This is a genomic window from Rhizobium sp. 05L429 (assembly GCF_056397645.1).
In genome coordinates this window covers 67,058-84,603 of record NZ_JBFTNV010000041.1, presented here as the reverse complement: position 1 = coordinate 84,603, position 17,546 = coordinate 67,058, and the positions used below count along the sequence as shown (strand labels likewise).

Below are 17,546 nucleotides of genomic sequence, written 5' to 3'. Positions count from 1 at the left end.
GATGCCCCGCTACATCCTGGTTACAGGTGGCGCCGGCTTCATCGGCAGCCACATTTGCAAGGCGCTTGCGCGCGCCGGCATGGTTCCGGTCACCTACGACAATTTTTCAACCGGACACATCGATTGTGTCCGGTGGGGGCCGCTGATCCGGGCGGATATCGCCGATGGCGCAAGGCTGCGGCAGGTCATGGCGGAGTATTCGCCGGATTGTGTCATCCATTGCGGTGGCAATGCCTATGTCGGTGAATCCGTCGAAAAGCCAAGCCTCTATTATCGCAACAATGTCGTCGGCAGCTTGTCGCTGTTGGACGCCTGCCTCGATTGCAATATCGACAGAATCGTCTTTTCCAGCAGCTGCGCGACCTACGGCATCCCGGAGATGCTGCCGATCGGCGAGAAAACGCCGCAACACCCGGTCAATCCCTATGGTCGGACCAAGCTGATCTTTGAGATGGCTCTGGAGGATTATGCGGCCGCCTATGGCATTCGCTTCGCCGCGCTTCGTTACTTCAACGCTGCCGGCGCCGATCCGGAGGGTCAGCTTGCCGAGCGGCACTATCCTGAAACCCATCTGATCCCGCGCGCCCTTCTTGCCGCCAGCGGCCGTATCGACAGCCTCGATATTTTCGGCACCGACTATGAGACCGAAGACGGCACCTGCGTCAGGGATTACATCCATGTCAGCGATCTCGCCGCGGCGCATCTTGCTGCCGTTCGCCATCTCCTGGTTGACGGCGACTCCTTGAGCGTCAATCTCGGCTCCGGCCGCGGCACATCGATCGGCGAGATTCTCAATGCCGTCAAACGAAAGACAGGCCACAGGGTGCCGGTCCGTTGTCAGCCGCGCCGCGCCGGCGATCCGCCTGCGCTTTTCGCCGATACGAAAAGGGCTCGCCTGGAACTGGACTTCATGCCGGCGCTTTCGGATATCGATACGATCATCCGCACGGCCGGCCCGACTTTCGGACTGGAGGTGATCGCATGAGCACCAGAGCCGGAATCGACCGTACGCATCAGTCTTCAGCCTCCAAATCCGGGATGTTCGAGCCCGTCTTTACCGGCTGGAATCGAGCTGCCTATGGTATTGGCATAGTTTTCTGGCTGGCGGCGCTCGGTTATTTCTGGCTCTGGTGGGCTCAGCCCACTCATATCGTTTCATGGCCGGCATTCCTGCTCGTCACCCTCATCCTTGCCTGGGTCACCCTGATACCGGCCTATTTCATCCTGATCTTCCTGGATGCAAGGCAGGTCAAATCGTCCGGCGACCTGCCGAAGGGCCGCGTCGCCATGGTGGTCACCAAGGCTCCATCAGAACCTTTCTCCGTCCTGCGCAAGACGCTTGTTGCGATGCTCGATCAGAAGGGCGTCGAATTCGATATCTGGCTCGCCGACGAAGACCCTTCCGAGGAGACCAAGAGGTGGTGCGGGCAGCATGGCGTCATGATCTCCACCCGCAAGGGCGTGAACGAATATCATCGCCCCATCTGGCCGCGCCGCACGCGCTGCAAGGAAGGCAATCTTGCCTATTTTTATGATCGCTTCGGCTATGAGCGCTATGATTTCGTCGCCCAGTTCGATGCCGATCATGTGCCGACGCCGACCTATCTTCGCGAAGTCCTGCGGCCCTTTTGCGATCCCGAAGTCGGCTATGTCTCCGCACCTAGCATTTGCGATGCCAACGCGGCGGAAAGCTGGGCTGCCCGCGGCAGGCTTTACGCCGAAGCAAGCCTGCATGGTTCGCTGCAGGCAGGTTATAACAATGGTTGGGCGCCGCTCTGCATCGGTTCCCATTATGCCGTCCGCACGGCTGCCCTGCGAGAGATCGGTGGGCTCGGCCCCGAACTTGCGGAAGACCATTCGACCACGCTGATGATGAATGCCGGCGGCTGGCGCGGGGTCCATGCGGTCAATGCTATTGCCCATGGCGACGGGCCGGCGACCTTTACCGATCTGGTGGTTCAGGAGTTCCAGTGGTCGCGCAGCCTGGTCACTATTTTTCTGAAATATTCCCGCAGGCATGTCGCCCGCCTGCCGTTGAAGCTGAAGTTCCAGTTTGTGTTTTCGCAACTCTGGTATCCGCTCTTTTCGACCTTCATGGCCGCGATGTTCCTGCTGCCGGTCGCAGCTCTGCTCACGGGTCATGTCTTCGTCAATGTCACCTACCCGGAATTTCTGCTGCATTCGTTGCCGCTTTCGACCTTGCTGACGGCATTCGCCATATTCTGGCGCGCGTCAGGCACATTCCGGCCATACGATGCGAAACTCTTCGGCTGGGAAGGGGTGGTCTTCGTCCTCCTGCGCTGGCCCTGGTCGCTTGCCGGTAGCCTCGCTGCCGCGCGCGATCATATGAGCGGCTCCTTCGTGGATTTCCGCATCACCCCGAAGGGTGATCAGGGACAATGCAAACTACCGGCGCGCATCATCGCACCTTACATCGCGCTGACAGGCATCTGCGCTGCCGCCATGGCTTTTGCCGTCGACGGCGACAGGGCACGGGGCTTCCAGATCTTCGCGGCGATCAATCTGCTGATCTACGTGTCGCTCGCAATTCTGATTGTCGCCCGCCACGCCATCGAGAACAACCAGCCGCTCTTGCCGCAGTCGCAGGGGCTCAGGCTTGCCGCCGCCGGTGGTCTCGTTGCCTGCCTTGTCGGCGGCGCACAGCTTGGCAATCATGGGCTGAACGCCCTTGAAGCGCTTTCGCACGGCCAGCCCTTCGTTACCTTCACCCAGTCACAATTTGCCGTGGCGGGTGCGGGGCTTGGCGGCGGCAAAACCAGGATCGTGAAATTCCGTCTCAAATGGCACGGCCTTGCCGAAGCCGACCGCACGGGAAGGGGTATTTGGGAGAGCAGAAATGCGTGAGGAGGGTAAAAAATGAGCATGGCAACACGATTGACGGGAGGAGCGCTGGCTCTGTGCCTCGGCCTTGTCTTCCCGATGAGCGCACTCGCAGTGGAACAGAAAAAAGCACCGGCGCCGCTTAACGCCGGCGAGCTCTACGCGATCTACGCCGACAGGACCTGGACCTGGGATACCGGTGGTGGCCGTTTCATCGGCGAGGGCAGGCGTTTCGTCGCCTGGGTCAACGATGGCGGCAAGCAGTCTTTCGCCGAAGGCCGCTGGTTCGTCGACGATTTCGGTCAGATGTGCATGCGGGCTACCTGGACCAATAATGAGGGGGCGGCACGTGCCAGTACCTGCTTCGGCCACCGCAAGATCGGCGACACGATCTATCAGCGGCGTCAGCCGAACGGGGACTGGTACGTGTTCCGGCACGCTTCCGCAAAACCCGACGATGAGTTCCGGAAGCTGGTTCCGGCAGATACGGTGAGCCTGAAAGCCAAGGAGCTGAAACAGGTTCTTGCGACCGGCAAATAGCCGGAGGGCGGAGGATAGGATCATGAAAACCCCGGCGAAGAGAATTTCGACTGCAGCGATAGCAATGCTGCTGGTTGGAGTTGCCGATCTTTCGCATCGAAGCGAGGCGCAGAACGCCACCGCCGTCATGAATGCGGGTGCGCAGACGATCACCGACAAGCGGCCCACTATTCACGCCGATGGTATCAAGTTCGGTGCCTACGATCCGCATGGCGATTTCGGCGCGCAGCAGAGCGTAACGACGGAGCACCTGTTCCTTCCGTGGGAAGACGTCGATCTCGAAACGCTGCGCTTGGCGGATGCCTATGCGCTGGCGAGAGGTCGCAACCTGCTGATCACGGTGGAACCCTGGTCGTGGGATGTGGGCTGGCGGCTGACCTCGACGGAGCTTCGCGCAAAGCTGCTCCGCGGCGATTTCGATGCGAACATGCGCGCGATTGCCAAAATGATCGCCGAGTTGAAGAGCCCGGTTATCGTCCGTTGGGGGCAGGAAATGGAAGACAAATCCGGCCGCTTTTCCTGGTCCGGCTGGAATCCTCCGGACTATATCGCTGCCTACAGGCGCATGATGGATATCGTGCGGCAAGAAGCGCCCGGTACGAGGCTCATGTGGTCGCCCAAGGGAGAGCCCGGCCTCAATGCCTACTACCCCGGCGACACCTACGTGGATTTCGTGGGTCTCTCGGTCTTCGGACTGGAGGCCTACGACAAGATCGCTCACAACGGCCCGCGAACCTTCACCGAGGCATTGAAGCCTGGCTACGACCTTGTCGCCTTGTATCACAAGCCCATCTGGGTTGCCGAGCTCGGCTATGAGGGCGGTGACGTCTACATCAAGCCGTGGATGGAGACCGCGACGATGAAACAGAGCGACTTTCCTGAGCTTCAGGAGGTCGTCTATTTCAATGACCGCGAGGTGCACGCCTGGCCGTTCAATCTCGGCAGACCCAACTGGCGCGTTATAGAGGATGCGAGCAACTGAGCCGGTATAATCCAAAAGAAAGGCCCGCCGGTGGCGGGCCTTCTCGCGCGTTCATATGGGCTATGATTAGCCCTTGATGGTGGCCTTGCCGGTTTCGACAAGCTGCTGCGCGGCATCGGCAACCGTGATGCGCTCGAAAGCGAGTTCGTCGCAGGTCGGGCGAAGGACGCGCTGGTCGAATTCGGTGGAACCCATTGGTGCCGGCCGGGGATAGTCACCAACCTGGTCCTTGAGCAGGTTGATGTATTTGACGGTTTCCTGCTCCGTCGGGTTGAGCTGCGGCAGAATGGCTTCCCGCACCACCGGCGACATTGGCACGCCGCGCTCCACGCCGAGGATCTTGCCGGCTTCCGGATCGTTGACGAAGAAGCTGATGAATTTTGCAGCTGCCTCGCCCTGCTTCGTCGTGGCACCGACGCTCCAGATCAATCCCGGACGATAATAATGACCCGACGGACCACCCTTCTTCTCGCGTGGCAGCATGGCGATGCCGAGCTTGTTCTTGATGATCAGCTGGTAGCCGACCATCTGGTTGGAATAGGCCATGCTGATGGCCGATTTGCCGAGGGTGAGGCAGTTCGTGTCGATRTTGTTCTGGTCCAGTGTCTGCACGTCGGCAGCAACGGTGCCGCCGGCCTTGCGCAGCTTCTCCCAGTAATCGAACCATTCCTTGGCGTCATCGACCGTGAAGCCGAGGGTTGGGCTTTCCTTGTCATAGAGGCTCTTGCCACGCTGGCGCAGCCAGGCGTCGAAGACATAGGTGTAACGTGCCGCGTAGGGGCCGCTCTTGCTGGAGGATTTGCCGAGCTCTACGGCGAGCTTGGCATACTCATCCCAGGTGAGATCGGGTGTCGGCAGCGGAATGCCGGCCTTTTCGAATTCCACGGTGTCGTAGAACATCGCGAAGGAGTTGAGGCCGAGGCCCACGCCATAGAGCTTGCCGTCGACGGTTGTCAGTTTCAGCATGTCTGCGCCGAAGCTATCGACCTTCAGCGTCGAAGGCACGAACTCATCGAGCGCCAGGCAGGCGCCGCGCTTGGAATAGTCCGAGATCGTGCCCGGCTCAAGCTGGAAGACGTCGGCGATCGCGCGACCGGCCATTTGCGTTGCGAGTTTCGTCCAGTAGCCATCACCGGCCAGCGATTCACCGACGATGCTGACGCCCGGCGTCTTCGACTGGTAGAGCTTGGCGACATCGAGCGTGCGTTTGGCGCGGTCGTTCGAGCCCCACCACATGGCGCGGAGCGAAGCATCCTCGGCGAATGCGGGGATCGAGCTGCCGGCGCCGAAGGCGAGGCCGGCCGCGGCGCCTGCGGTTCCCATCAAGAATGAACGGCGATTGACCTGCATGATTTCCTCCTGTGTCTGATGCCCGGTGCCATCCTCCAATGGTCTTTCCAGGCGTTCCGGCGGCTAGAGTACGCAAAAAATTTCTCTTTGCAAGAAATTATGATTATCTTGCAAATTTGCGTAATTTGCATAATATTTGCCGCATGAATGAAATCAGAATGAATGAGAGCAAGACCAGGCGGCCGCGCCAGGCCGATATTGCCAGCCTGGCTGGCGTGTCCGTTTCAACGGTCTCGCGGGTGCTCGCCAATGAGCCCGGCATCAGCGAAAGTGTGCGCCGGCATATTTTGAAAGTCGCTGCCGAACACGGCTATCCGGTGAAGGTCACGTCGGAAAATGTTGCCGGCGGGCTTGCCCTGATTGCGAGCGATGGGGCGACGGGCGGTCTGAGCGTCTTCTACGAGTCCATTGTGGAAGGCCTCCGCGCCGGTGCGGCCGAAGCCGGCATGCCCTTTGAGGTGCGTCTCGTGCGGGAGGACCGCACCACGCCCGACGTGGTCAGCGAATATATGCAGACGGCTGAAGCCGAAGGGCTTTTCCTCGTCGGCATCGATCCTAGTGATACGTTACGGGCGTGGCTGGAAGAGACCGGAATGCCCACCGTTCTCGTCAACGGCACCGATCCGCGACTGCGCCTCGACGGCGTTTCACCTTCCAATTTCTTCGGCGCTTACGAGGCGACGAGTCGGCTAACGAAAGCCGGCCATCGCCGCATCCTGCATCTGACCGGCTCGCACCGCCACACGATCCGCGAACGCGTGCGCGGCTTCGAAGCGGCCATTGCCGCGGTTCCCGGGGCCGAGGGTCGCCTCGTTCCATTGACCTTCCAGGGCAGCGCCAGCCGCGAGGCACATGAGCGAACGGTCGCAATGCTCGCGGAGGATCCGGGTTATACGGCGGCCTTTTGCATGAATGATTTCATCGCCGTCGGCGTGCTGGAAGCCGTCACGGAAGCGGGCCTTCGGGTTCCCGAGGATTTTGCGATTGTCGGCTTCGATGATCTTCCCTGCGCCGTCATGACCAATCCCCGGCTTTCCACCATGCGCGTMGACCGCGCAGCGCTTGGCCGCGAGGCCGTTTCCCTGATGATGTCCCGCTACCGCGACAGGACTGCTCCCGCCCGGCACATCTGCCAGGCGGTCATTCCTGTCGTTGGGGGCACCGTTCCCAATACCGACAAGCTGTGAGTGATGCCGATGACCTATGATCCCGCCAGCGCCAACCCGCTTGCAGGCAATCCGCTGAAGACGCGGTCTGATATGATCCGCGCCGTCAACGATCTCTTCGATCCGCTGCTTCCCTTCTTCTCGGATGGCAATGCTCGCGTCCGGCTCGACGGCGCCGGCGCTCATTTCGACCGGGCCGCTGCCGATCTCGAAGGTTTTGCGCGGCCGCTCTGGGGGCTTGCGCCGCTCGGCGCCGGCAAGAATGATTTCGCCCATTGGCACCGCTTTGCCGAGGGTCTCGCGAATGGCTGCGATCCGTCCCATCCGGAATATTGGGGTACGGTCAACGCTCGCGACCAGCGTATGGTGGAACTGGCAGCCCTCGGTTTTGCATTGGCGCTGGTGCCAGAGAAGATCTGGGAGCCGCTCGACAAACGCGCCCGCGGGAACATCGTCGCTTACTTCAAGCATGTCCGGCAGTTCGACTATGCCGACAACAACTGGAAATTCTTCCGCATCTTCGTAGATATTGCCCTCGACCGCCTCGGCGCCGATTTCGACCGTAGCCTGACGAAGCAATATCTCGAAGAGCTGGAAGGCTTCTACATCGGCGACGGCTGGTATCGCGACGGCAATATTCGCCGTATCGACCACTACATTCCCTTTGCCATGCATTTCTATGGCCTGATCTATTCCAAGCTGGTCGACGATGAATACGCCAAGCGCTACCGCGAGCGCGCCGTCCTGTTCGCCAAGGATTTCCGTCACTGGTTTGCGCCTGACGGCGCCACCATTCCCTTCGGCCGCAGCCTGACCTATCGTTTCGCATGCGCAGGGTTCTGGTCGGCGCTCGCCTTTGCCGATCTGGAGGCGCTGCCCTGGGGAGAGATCAAACATCTCTGCCTCGAGCATCTGCGCTGGTGGCGGGACAAGCCGATTGCCAGCCACGACGGCGTGCTCTCCATCGGCTTCGGCTATCCGAACCTCCTGATGTCGGAGAGCTATAATTCCGCCGGCTCTCCCTACTGGGCCTTCAAGGCATTCCTGCCGCTTGCCATTGCCGAGGATCACCCTTTCTGGACGGCAGAAGAAAAGGCGCCTGAGCAAGCCCCCGAGGTCGTTCCGCAGCGTCATCCGGGCATGGTGCTCATGCGCGCCGGCGATGATGTCGTGGCGCTGTCTTCCGGCCAGGAGAACCTGCAGATGCGGTTTGGCACGGAGAAATACGCAAAATTCGCCTATTCTGCCCGCTATGGGTTTAGCGTCGAGGCCGACGAGCGAGCCTTCGCACTTGGCGCCTTCGATTCCGCGCTCGCCTTCAGTGATGACGGCCTGCATTACCGCGTCCGCGAAACCAATGAAGAAGCGAAGATCGCCGGCAACATCCTTTACTCCAGATGGTCGGCTTTCAGGGACGTGAAGGTCGAAACCTGGCTCGTGCCATCGGCCCCGTGGCATATCCGCGTTCACCGCATCACAACACCACGCCCGMTGCAGACGGCAGAAGGCGGCTTCGCGATTGCCAAGCGCGATCTCGATGCAGACACGCTTTCGGGGACCGAAGGCTCTGCTCATGCGATCGGCGAAATGGATTTCACCGGCATCGTTGACCTCGGTTCTTCGATCAAGCGAAACGGCCTTGTCCAGAAGGCACTGCCGAATACCAACTTGATCGTTTCCAAGACGCTCGTGCCTCAACTCCGTGGTGAGATTCCGGCGGGCGAAACGGTTCTGGTCACGGCCGTATTGGCGTTGAACGATCCGGCTGCCGTATCGGGGGCATGGACCACGCCGCCGAAAGCGCCTGATATCGCCACCCTTCAAAAGCTGGTCAGCGAAAAGGGCATCACTGTCAGCGCCATCGAAGCGCCGGGACATATGCGATGAACCGTCCTGCCATCGTCCTCGCCATGCAGCCTTCCCGCACGGAGCATGTGCTGCCCGAGGAGGTTCTTCGCCGGCTGGATGGTATTGGGCGCCTGCTTGATGCCGAACCGCTCCAGCGCTTCGATGACGAGCGGGCGAAACGGCTGCTTTCCGAGGCGGAAATCCTGATCACGGGATGGGGCGCGCCCTATGTCGGCCGTGAGGTTCTGGCCCTTGCCCCGAAATTGAAACTTGTCGTTCATGCGGCTGGGACGGTAAAAGGCCTTATCGATGCCGAGATTTTCGATGCCGGCATCGCCGTCAGCCACGCGGCTGAGGCCAATGCCGCACCGGTCGCCGAATTTACGCTCGCCGCTATCATCTTTGCCGGCAAACATGTCTTCCGCTTCCGTGACCTCTATGTCGGTGATCGCAATCGCGACCGTACGCATCCGATGCAGAGCCAGGCTATCGGCAATTATCGCCGCACGGTCGGCATCATCGGCGCTTCGCGCATCGGCCGCCGCGTGATCGATCTGCTGATGCCCTTCGACTATCAGGTGCTGCTGTTCGATCCGACCGTCGATCCGGACCAGGCACGTGCCATGGGCACCCGGAAGGTCGAACTCGACGATCTCCTGCGCCAGTCGGATATCGTCTCCATTCACGCCCCGTCGCTACCCTCCACCCGGCATATGATCGATGCCGCAAAGCTGGTGCTGATGAAGGATGGGGCAACACTGATCAATACCGCGCGTGGCGTGCTGATCGATGAGGATGCCTTGCTTGATGTGCTGAAAACCGGACGAATCGACGCCATCATCGATGTGACCGATCCCGAGATACCGGGACCGGAATCGGCGTTTTACGATCTGCCGAATGTCTTCCTGACGCCGCATATTGCTGGCGCAGTCGGCCTGGAGCGCACCCGCCTCGGTGAAATGGCGGCAGACGAAGCTGAACGCTTCATCCAGGGCGAACCCCTGCTTTACCGGCTCACCCTCGAAAGTCTCGAAAACATCGCCTGAGGCGTCTTATGACGCCTTCAGCGAGTTGGGCGAGCCGTCATTGGCAAGTTCCGGCATAAGGTCGGAAATATTGACGACTTTGCCAGTGCGCGAGCTTGTCAGGGCCGCGATGCCGCAAAGCACGGACATGGCGCCGGCGCGCGTGCCGGCCCGCTGCGCGAGCTTGTCTTGCATGTCGGGCTTGAAGATCATGTTGCGCATTCGGTCGTCGCCGCCGTAATGGCCGCCGGAGAAATGCGGCACTGTGATGCGCTCCACCGCCTCCTTGCCATGCGGGAAGTTGCGGATCAGCAGGATCGTATCCTCCCGCGGCTCCTCCCAGGGCTGCGCCTCATACTGGCGGATCTCGATGCGGCCCTTGGTGCCGTTGAAGGCCAGGTGGTGTCCCTCGATCGGCTGGAACGTGTTCAGCGAATAGGAGACGTGGACATTGTTTCGGTAGCGGAGCGAAACGACCATCGTATCGGGAATGTCGATATCTTCACGGAAGACACAGCCGTCGCGGAAATAGCCATCGATCTTCGAGGGGTCCTCATAGAGCGTATCGAGGAAGGGATCCTTTTCGAGATCGAGATAGTAGTCGCATTCCTGCGTATGCGGACAGAGCTTGCAGCGCGGGCCGCGGAAAGGCCCCTTGCGGCCGTAATTCTGCAGGTCGGCAAAAGAGGTCACGGCATCAGGATCGCTGTCGAGATACCAGTTCAGAAGGTCGAAATGATGTGTCGCCTTATGAACGAAGAGGCTGCCGGAATTTTCCGTATAGGCATGCCAGCGGCGGAAATAATCGGCGCCATGCTTGGTGTTGAGATACCAGTGGAAATCGACTGAGGTGACGCGGCCGATCTCCCCCGAATTCAAGAGTTCCTTGATCTTGGCGGCCGTCGGCGCATAGCGATAGTTGAATGAGACGTCGACCCGGCGGCCAGTGCGCTTTTCGGCATCCAGAATCCGGCGAATCTTTTCCACCGAAGTGGTCATCGGCTTTTCGGTGATGACGTCGATGCCCGATTCCAAGGCACGCACGACGATGTCGTCATGCGTATGGTCGGGCGTGCAGACGATGACCAGATCCGGCTTTTGCTCTGTCAGCATCGAATCGATGTTTTCGTAGAGCGGCGCATTACTGCCGATCATGGTGCGGGCACGCTCGCCGCGCAGCGAATTCGTCTCGACGATTGCGGTCAGGTCGACATGCTCGCGCCAGCCCGCCAAGAGATCCTTGCCCCACATCGTGGTGCCGCGGTTACCGGTGCCGATCAGGGCAAAACGGCGTTTCTCCATCGAATGATTCCTCCTTCATACGTGATGAAACGATTGGACTTTAAAATTAAACCTGGCAGCAGTTCCTGAAGCGCTCGACGCAGGTGGCAATCACCTCGTCGGCAGGGCGCTTCCACCAATTCTCAGCCGAGAAGATTTCAACCTCCTGCGCGCCGAAGAAGCCGGCAGCCTCCACCATCCGTCTTATGCCTTTGAGATCGATGACGCCATCGCCCATCATGCCGCGGTCAAGCAGCATGTCCTTGGTCGGCACCAGCCAGTCGCAGATGTGATGGGCAAAGATACGCTTCAAGCGTCCGGCGCGGGCAATCTGATTGGTAAGATCGGGATCCCACCAGACGTGATAGACATCGACGGCGACGCCGACATCCTCGCCGAGCTCTTCGCACATATCAAGCGCCTGGCCGAGCGTATTCACGCAGGCACGATCGGCGGCATACATCGGATGCAACGGCTCGATGGCGAGCTTCACACCGGCAGCCTGCGCATGCGGCAGCACGGCGGCAATGCCGTCGAACACCATCTGACGGGCCGCGACGATATCCTTTGAGCTGCCTGGCAATCCGCCGACGACGAGCACCAGGCAATCAGCAGAAAACGCTGCCGTCTCATCGATGGCGCGCCTGTTGTCGTCGAGGTTCTTCTGCCAGTCGGCATCGTTTGCGGCCGGAAAGAAGCCGCCACGGCAGAGCCCCGTCAGCTTGATACCGTTCGACTTGACGATCCTCACCGCCTCGTCGAGGCCTGCCTTGGCAACCTGATCGCGCCACGGCGCGATCGAAGTGATGCCGTGTTTCAGGCAGATATCGACGGCTTCGGCAAAGCCGCATTGCTCGCGGATCGTCGCAAGGTTGATCGAAAGTCCCTCGACCTGCATGTCTTTCCCCTCCCATTGCCGTGCCGGTGATCAGTGAACGCCGTTGATGGCAAGCACCTGTTTCATGCGCGCGGTTGCGAGTTCCGGATCGGCAAGAACCCGAGCCTTGTCGGCCAGGCGGAAAAGCTCCGACAGATGTGTCAGGGAACGCGTGCTCTGCTGGCCGCCGATCATCGTGAAATGATCCTGCAACCCATTGAGATAGGCGAGGAAAACGACACCGGTCTTGTAGAAACGGGTGGGCGCCTTGAAGATATGGCGCGACAGCGGAACGGTCGGCTCGAGCAGGTCGAAGAACTCGTGGTTACTCTTGCGGCCGAGTGCGTCGAGCGCAGCGGAAGCTGCCGGCGCGATGGCGTCGAAGATGCCGAGCAGTGCATCCGAATGGCCCTGCTCGTCGCCGGCGATCAGTTCGGCGTAGTTGAAGTCGTCGCCGGTATACATGCGCACGCTCTTCGGCAGTTGCCGGCGCATCGTCACTTCCTTCTCCTTCGACAGGAGCGAGATCTTGATGCCATCGACCTTCGTTGCATTGGCTTCGATCACCTGCAGGCAGGTTTCCATTGCCTTCAGATGGTCGCCATTGCCCCAGTATCCGGCAAGCGCCGGGTCGAACATTTCGCCGAGCCAGTGGATGACGACAGGTTCCTTTACCTGGCGAAGGATCCGGTCATAGACCTTGACATAGTCGTCGGGCCCCTTGGCGGCGGCGGCAAGCGCGCGGCTTGCCATCAGGATGATCCGACCACCGGCGGCTTCCACCGTCTCGATCTGCTCTTCGTAAGCCCTGATGATCGTGTCGATTGTCACGTCGGGGCCAGGTGCCAGATGGTCGGTGCCGGCGCCACAGGCAATCAGCGCGTCCTTGCGGCCGGCCGCTTCGGCAAGCGCGCGACGGATCAGCTCGCGGGCTTCCGGCCAGCCGAGGCCCATGCCGCGCTGGGCCGTATCCATCGCTTCGGCGACGCCAAGGCCGAGATCCCACAGGCGATGGCGGAAAGCGAGTGTCCGTTCCCAGTCGATCGCCGGYGTCAGCCACGGATCATTGTCGGCAAGTGGATCGGCCACCACATGAGCGGCGGCGAAAGCGATGCGCGGGAAGCTCTTGGCGTCCCGCTTCTTAAGCTCGATCGGCGCACCGGTCAGCGTATAAGGAGCGATCTTGCCGTCGAGGGGAAGATTGATCGTCGTCACGGCTTAGAACTCCAGCGTGGGAACATCGAGCCAGCGGCGCTCGGCCCAGGATTTCAGGCCGAGTTCGGCAAGCTGCACGCCCTTGGCGCCGGCTTCCAGGCCGTAGGGCCACGGAGCATCCTCGACGACGTGGCGAATGAACATTTCCCACTGCGCCTTGAAGCCGTTGTCGAAGGCCTGCGTATCCGGCACTTCGTCCCAGGTCTTGTAGAAGTCGATCGTCTGCGGCTGGTCCGGGTTCCAGACCGGCTTCGGCGTATTGACGCGATGTTGGCTCCAGCATTTCGTCAGGCCGGCAACGGCAGAACCATGCGTGCCGTCGACCTGGAAGGTCACGAGATCGTCGCGGCGAACGCGAACCGCCCAGGACGAGTTGATCTGCGCGATCGCGCCGCCTTCCAGCTCGAAAGTCGCATAGGCTGCATCGTCGGTGTCGCAGTCGTAGGGCTTGCCCTGTTCGTCGATACGGCTTGGAATATGCGTAGCGCCCAGGCAGGAAACGGACTTCACTTCGCCGAAGAGATTGTCGAGCACATAGCGCCAGTGGCACAGCATATCGAGGATGATGCCGCCGCCATCGGCCTTGCGGTAATTCCAGGAGGGGCGCTGGGCCGGAACGCCCCAGTCACCTTCGAAGACCCAGTAGCCGAATTCGCCGCGCACGGAGAGGATCTTGCCGAAGAAGCCTGAATCGCGCAGCAGCGCCAGCTTGCGCAGGCCTGGCAGGAAGAGCTTGTCCTGCACCACGCCATGTTTCAGACCGGAGGCGCGCGCCTTGCGGGCGAGGTCGAGCGCCACCTGCAGGTCATCGGAAATCGGCTTTTCGCAGTAGACATGCTTGCMGGCGTCGAGCGCCTTCGACAGCAGCTCGGCGCGCATCAGCGTCGTGCCGGCATCAAAGAAGACGGTATCGTCGGGATTGGCAAGCGCGGCGTCGATGTCCGTCGACCAGCGCTTGATGTTATGCTTCTTGGCAAGCTCCTCCATCTTCGCGCCGTTGCGGCCGACGATAATGGGGTCGATTTCCAGTTTTTCGCCCGATTTCAGCGTGATGCCGCCCTGATCGCGAAAGGCAAGGATCGAACGAACGAGGTGCTGATTATAGCCCATACGGCCGGTGACGCCGTGCAAAATGATCCCCAAGCGTGCCATTTGTTCTCTCCCTGCGAGCTCTTCCGCGTCGGGAGTGGGCAGTCAGCCCGGCCCTCCCGTGCCGGTAACTAAACAGTTACTTGATGGCAGAAGTGGAATATTGCTGTCAATAGCCATTTCGGTTTTTTGAAAATCAGCGCTTTATCGAGGCGAGCGTGACGTGGACTATTTGCTGTTCCCAGGCGTCGAGATTGGCTGACGTCATGATGTCCCGACCGAAGATCGTCGAAAGCGTATACTGATTGGAGAGATAGAAATAACCGAGCGAGGCAATTGTCAGATAGACATGCAGCGGATCGGCGCTCTCGATGAAGACACCGGCCTTCTTGCCTTCTTCCAGCACCTGCGAAAGTTCGCCGATCAGATGCGAATGCAGCTCCTTGAGCCGAACGGATTGGCGCAGCCAGCGTGCGCGGTGCAGGTTTTCCGTGCCAAGCAGGCTTAGAAACTCCGGATGCTGCAGGAAGTAGCGCCAGGTAAAGAGCGCAAGCTCTCCAATGCCTTCCTCCGGGCTGCGGGTGCCGATATTCAGCGCTCGCTCGGCGGTGCGGATGCCGACATAGGCCTCCTCGAGAACGCGCAGATAGAGCTGCTCCTTGTCGCCGAAATAGTGGTAAAGCATCCGCTTGTTGGTGCCGGCCCGCTCGGCGATGGCATCGACACGTGCTCCCCCCATGCCGTTTTCGGCAAATTCCCGCGTAGCGGCTTCCAGAATGGCCGCGCGGGTGCGCTCCGGATCGCGTTGGGCGGTGCGCTCGGTGGATGGGCGCCTGATTTTCTTTTTTGCGCTCTCCCCGGTGTCGTTCATTGGATTCCCCCTATTTTCCCCATGTTGCGCTCATATGGCTAAAGCGGGACAATGTAAAAACTCAAATTGGCAGGCGCAACCGGACCACCAACACCGCTTGACAGCCCGGAGGCTTTGAACATAACTTGTAACCAATTAGTTATTTGTTGCAAGATAGCTAATTCGGAAGCGTGTGGAGGCGCTTCTTGTTGGGAGGAGGAAAACCAATATGACTTTTCGTGTAAACAGACGTAATTTCATGGCGGGCGGAGCCACGCTCCTTTCGCTGTCAGCGCTCGGAAACAGCGCTTTTGCGCAGGAAAACCGCCTGCGCCTCATATGGTGGGGCTCTCAGCCGCGCGCTGACCGCACCAACAAGGTCTCGGACCTTTTCAAAGCCAAGAATAGCGGCGTTTCGATTACCGGCGAATTCCTCGGATGGGCCGATTACTGGCCGCGCCTTGCCACGCAGGTGGCTGGMCGCAACGCGCCCGACATCATCCAGATGGATTATCGCTACATCGTCGAATACGCTCGGCGCGGCGCGCTTGCCCCGCTGGAATCCTATATGCCATCGAAACTGCAGATCGATGATTTCGATCCGGCACAGATCGAAGGCGGCAAGGTCGACGGCCACTTTTACGGCGTCAGCCTTGGTGCAAACTCGGCAGCGACAGTCATCAATACCGTCGCCTTCCAGGAAGCCGGCATCGACGTACCAACCAACAAGACGACTTGGGAAGAATTCGGCAAGATCGGTGCCGAAATCACCAAGGCCGGCAAGCGCAAGGGCTATTTCGGCTTTGCCGATGGCAGCGGCGGCGAGCCGCTCTTGGAAAACTACCTGCGCCAGCGCGGCAAGGCGCTGTATACGGCCGATTCGAAGATCGCTTTCGGTGCCGAGGATGCTTCCGAATGGTTCGACATGTGGRCCAAGTTCCGTGAAGCTAAAGCCTGCGTAACGCCCGACATTCAGGCGCTCTACAAGGATACGATCGACACCAGCCCGCTGACCGTCGGCAAGGCTGCCTGCGACTACGCCCACTCCAACCAGTTCGTTGGCTATCAGGCGATGGTCAAGGACAAGCTGATGCTCAGCAACTACATGAGGATCAAGCCGGACTCGAAGGGCGGCCACTACCGCAAGCCTTCGATGTTCTTCTCGGTCTCCGCCCAGTCGAAGGTGATCGATCAGGCTGTCGACTACGTCAACTTTTTCGTCAAGAACCCTGATGCTGCCAAGATTCTCGATGTCGAACGGGGCATTCCGGAATCGAAGGCGATGCGTGACGTCGTTGCCGGCACGCTCGATGAAACCGGCAAGGTCCCGCTCGAATATGTCAGCGGTCTTGGCGATCTCGCAGGCCCGCTTCCGCCCCCGCCGCCGACCGGCGCTGGTGAAGGCCAGGTCGTGTTGCGCACCATCTCTGAACAGGTCGCTTTCGGCCAGCTTACTCCGGCCGATGCCGGCAAGCAGCTCGTGGACGAAATCACGCGACTTCTCGCGCGGGGTTGATCTTATATGACAAATGCGATGCGCACGTCCGCAGGGACGGTAACTGTTGAAAGATATCAGGGAGTACGGGCTGACGGACGCTTCCGGCGGCTGTGGAATGCCAATGCTCCCGGCTATCTCTTTCTGCTCCCCTGGCTGGTAGGTTTCTTCGGCCTGACGCTCGGCCCGGCCCTGATCTCGCTCTATCTCTCCTTCACCGACTTCGACATGTTGAGGGCGCCTGGATGGGTAGGAGCGGCAAATTACGTGCGCATCGCCACGGCCGATCCGAAATTCGCCTCGGCCATGACCGTCACGCTGACTTACGTCGTGCTGTCGGTTCCTTTCAAGCTCACCTTTGCACTGCTCGTCGCACTCGCACTGAACCGGGGCATCCGCGGGCTGCCGGTCTACCGTGCGATCTTCTACCTTCCGTCGCTTCTCGGCGGCAGCGTGGCGATTGCTGTGTTGTGGCGCCAGCTTTTTGCAAGCGACGGCCTCGTCAATGCTGCACTCTCTCATTTTGGCATCGTCGGCCCGAGCTGGATCTCGCATCCGAGCTATTCGATCTACACGCTGGTCGCGCTCTCCGTCTGGCAGTTCGGTTCGCCGATGATTATCTTCCTTGCCGGCCTGCGGCAGGTCCCGCAGGATATGTATGAGGCCGCCAGCCTCGACGGCGCCTCGAAATTCCGCCAGTTCTACAAGATCACCCTGCCGCTTCTGACACCGGTGATCTTCTTCAACGCCGTCGTCCAGACGATCGATGCCTTCAAGGCCTTCACGCCAGCCTTCATCATCTCCGGCGGCACAGGCGGCCCGATCAATTCGACGCTGTTCTACACGCTCTATCTCTATCAGGAAGCCTTCGGCAATTTCCGCATGGGCTATGCCTCGGCACTCGCCTGGATCCTCGTGGTGATCATTGCAATTTTCACCGCCTTCTCCTTCCTGACCTCGCGCTACTGGGTGCATTACGATGACTGA

General features: G+C 60.2%; 15 protein-coding genes. 9 read left to right on the top strand and 6 right to left on the bottom strand.

Going from position 1 to position 17,546, the window contains the following annotated elements; translation table 11 throughout:
• Nucleotide 1: 1 nt before the first annotated feature.
• Genes galE through AC1DNW_RS31260 form a run of 4 tightly spaced genes read left to right on the top strand, consistent with a single transcriptional unit; the run spans nucleotide 2 to nucleotide 4,363 of the window.
• Entirely contained in the window at nucleotides 2–985 is a 984-nt protein-coding gene (galE, locus tag AC1DNW_RS31275) for a UDP-glucose 4-epimerase GalE (protein WP_113307148.1), read from the top strand.
• Nucleotides 982–2,865, top strand: a complete 1,884-nt coding sequence (locus AC1DNW_RS31270; RefSeq protein WP_477855360.1) for a glycosyltransferase family 2 protein — start codon at nucleotides 982–984, stop codon at nucleotides 2,863–2,865. Before galE ends, AC1DNW_RS31270 begins: the two co-directional genes overlap by 4 nt.
• A gap of 12 nt (nucleotides 2,866–2,877) precedes the next feature.
• The gene (locus AC1DNW_RS31265) at nucleotides 2,878–3,381 is read left to right on the top strand and encodes a DUF995 domain-containing protein (RefSeq protein ID WP_113307149.1); all 504 of its coding nucleotides are present in this window, start codon (nucleotides 2,878–2,880) and stop codon (nucleotides 3,379–3,381) included.
• Between the two features lie 22 nt (nucleotides 3,382–3,403).
• Nucleotides 3,404–4,363, top strand: a complete 960-nt coding sequence (locus AC1DNW_RS31260; RefSeq protein ID WP_113307150.1) for a glycosyl hydrolase — start codon at nucleotides 3,404–3,406, stop codon at nucleotides 4,361–4,363.
• Between the two features lie 66 nt (nucleotides 4,364–4,429).
• On the opposite strand, the gene AC1DNW_RS31255 is transcribed toward AC1DNW_RS31260, so the two are convergent.
• Nucleotides 4,430–5,713, bottom strand: coding sequence for an ABC transporter substrate-binding protein (locus AC1DNW_RS31255; protein WP_113298574.1), 1,284 nt, complete (start codon nucleotides 5,711–5,713; stop codon nucleotides 4,430–4,432).
• A 158-nt stretch (nucleotides 5,714–5,871) separates the two neighbouring features.
• Between AC1DNW_RS31255 and AC1DNW_RS31250 the strand changes: the two genes are divergently transcribed.
• From AC1DNW_RS31250 to AC1DNW_RS31240, 3 genes are read left to right on the top strand one after another with little or no spacing between them, the layout of a single operon-like run.
• On the top strand, nucleotides 5,872–6,900 hold the full coding sequence (locus tag AC1DNW_RS31250) for a LacI family DNA-binding transcriptional regulator (RefSeq protein WP_113307151.1): 1,029 nt from the start codon (nucleotides 5,872–5,874) through the stop codon (nucleotides 6,898–6,900).
• 9 nt (nucleotides 6,901–6,909) lie between these two features.
• Entirely contained in the window at nucleotides 6,910–8,766 is a 1,857-nt protein-coding gene (locus tag AC1DNW_RS31245) for a DUF2264 domain-containing protein (protein ID WP_477855359.1), read from the top strand.
• A complete protein-coding gene (locus AC1DNW_RS31240) occupies nucleotides 8,763–9,773 on the top strand; it encodes a hydroxyacid dehydrogenase (RefSeq protein WP_113307153.1) in 1,011 nt (336 codons plus the stop codon). Before AC1DNW_RS31245 ends, AC1DNW_RS31240 begins: the two co-directional genes overlap by 4 nt.
• Before the next feature lie 6 nt (nucleotides 9,774–9,779).
• Here AC1DNW_RS31240 and AC1DNW_RS31235 read toward each other — a convergent pair whose 3' ends face one another.
• From AC1DNW_RS31235 to AC1DNW_RS31215, 5 genes are all read right to left on the bottom strand, one after another.
• Nucleotides 9,780–11,054, bottom strand: a complete 1,275-nt coding sequence (locus tag AC1DNW_RS31235) for a Gfo/Idh/MocA family protein (protein ID WP_113298051.1) — start codon at nucleotides 11,052–11,054, stop codon at nucleotides 9,780–9,782.
• Nucleotides 11,055–11,100: 46 nt separating this feature from the next.
• A complete protein-coding gene (locus AC1DNW_RS31230; protein WP_113307154.1) occupies nucleotides 11,101–11,931 on the bottom strand; it encodes a sugar phosphate isomerase/epimerase family protein in 831 nt (276 codons plus the stop codon).
• A 30-nt stretch (nucleotides 11,932–11,961) separates the two neighbouring features.
• A complete protein-coding gene (locus AC1DNW_RS31225; protein WP_113307155.1) occupies nucleotides 11,962–13,125 on the bottom strand; it encodes a dihydrodipicolinate synthase family protein in 1,164 nt (387 codons plus the stop codon).
• Nucleotides 13,126–13,128: 3 nt separating this feature from the next.
• A complete protein-coding gene (locus AC1DNW_RS31220) occupies nucleotides 13,129–14,277 on the bottom strand; it encodes a Gfo/Idh/MocA family protein (RefSeq protein ID WP_477855358.1) in 1,149 nt (382 codons plus the stop codon).
• 133 nt (nucleotides 14,278–14,410) lie between these two features.
• Nucleotides 14,411–15,085: a TetR/AcrR family transcriptional regulator gene (locus tag AC1DNW_RS31215; RefSeq protein ID WP_113298055.1), complete on the bottom strand. Its 675-nt coding sequence runs from the start codon at nucleotides 15,083–15,085 to the stop codon at nucleotides 14,411–14,413.
• A 208-nt stretch (nucleotides 15,086–15,293) separates the two neighbouring features.
• Here AC1DNW_RS31215 and AC1DNW_RS31210 point away from each other — a divergent pair, with 208 nt between their 5' ends.
• Both AC1DNW_RS31210 and AC1DNW_RS31205 read left to right on the top strand, forming a co-directional pair.
• Complete coding sequence (locus AC1DNW_RS31210; RefSeq protein ID WP_477855357.1) at nucleotides 15,294–16,580, top strand: ABC transporter substrate-binding protein; 1,287 nt, start codon at nucleotides 15,294–15,296, stop codon at nucleotides 16,578–16,580.
• Between the two features lie 6 nt (nucleotides 16,581–16,586).
• A complete protein-coding gene (locus AC1DNW_RS31205; RefSeq protein ID WP_162748416.1) occupies nucleotides 16,587–17,546 on the top strand; it encodes a carbohydrate ABC transporter permease in 960 nt (319 codons plus the stop codon).

Coding starts and splice junctions, on each gene's coding strand:
- galE (WP_113307148.1), top strand. CDS start 2: ATGCCCCGCTACATCCTGGTTACAGGTGGCGCCGGCTTCATCGGCAGC.
- AC1DNW_RS31270 (WP_477855360.1), top strand. CDS start 982: ATGAGCACCAGAGCCGGAATCGACCGTACGCATCAGTCTTCAGCCTCC.
- AC1DNW_RS31265 (WP_113307149.1), top strand. CDS start 2,878: ATGAGCATGGCAACACGATTGACGGGAGGAGCGCTGGCTCTGTGCCTC.
- AC1DNW_RS31260 (WP_113307150.1), top strand. CDS start 3,404: ATGAAAACCCCGGCGAAGAGAATTTCGACTGCAGCGATAGCAATGCTG.
- AC1DNW_RS31240 (WP_113307153.1), top strand. CDS start 8,763: ATGAACCGTCCTGCCATCGTCCTCGCCATGCAGCCTTCCCGCACGGAG.
- AC1DNW_RS31235 (WP_113298051.1), bottom strand. CDS start 11,054: ATGGAGAAACGCCGTTTTGCCCTGATCGGCACCGGTAACCGCGGCACC.
- AC1DNW_RS31230 (WP_113307154.1), bottom strand. CDS start 11,931: ATGCAGGTCGAGGGACTTTCGATCAACCTTGCGACGATCCGCGAGCAA.
- AC1DNW_RS31215 (WP_113298055.1), bottom strand. CDS start 15,085: ATGAACGACACCGGGGAGAGCGCAAAAAAGAAAATCAGGCGCCCATCC.
- AC1DNW_RS31205 (WP_162748416.1), top strand. CDS start 16,587: ATGACAAATGCGATGCGCACGTCCGCAGGGACGGTAACTGTTGAAAGA.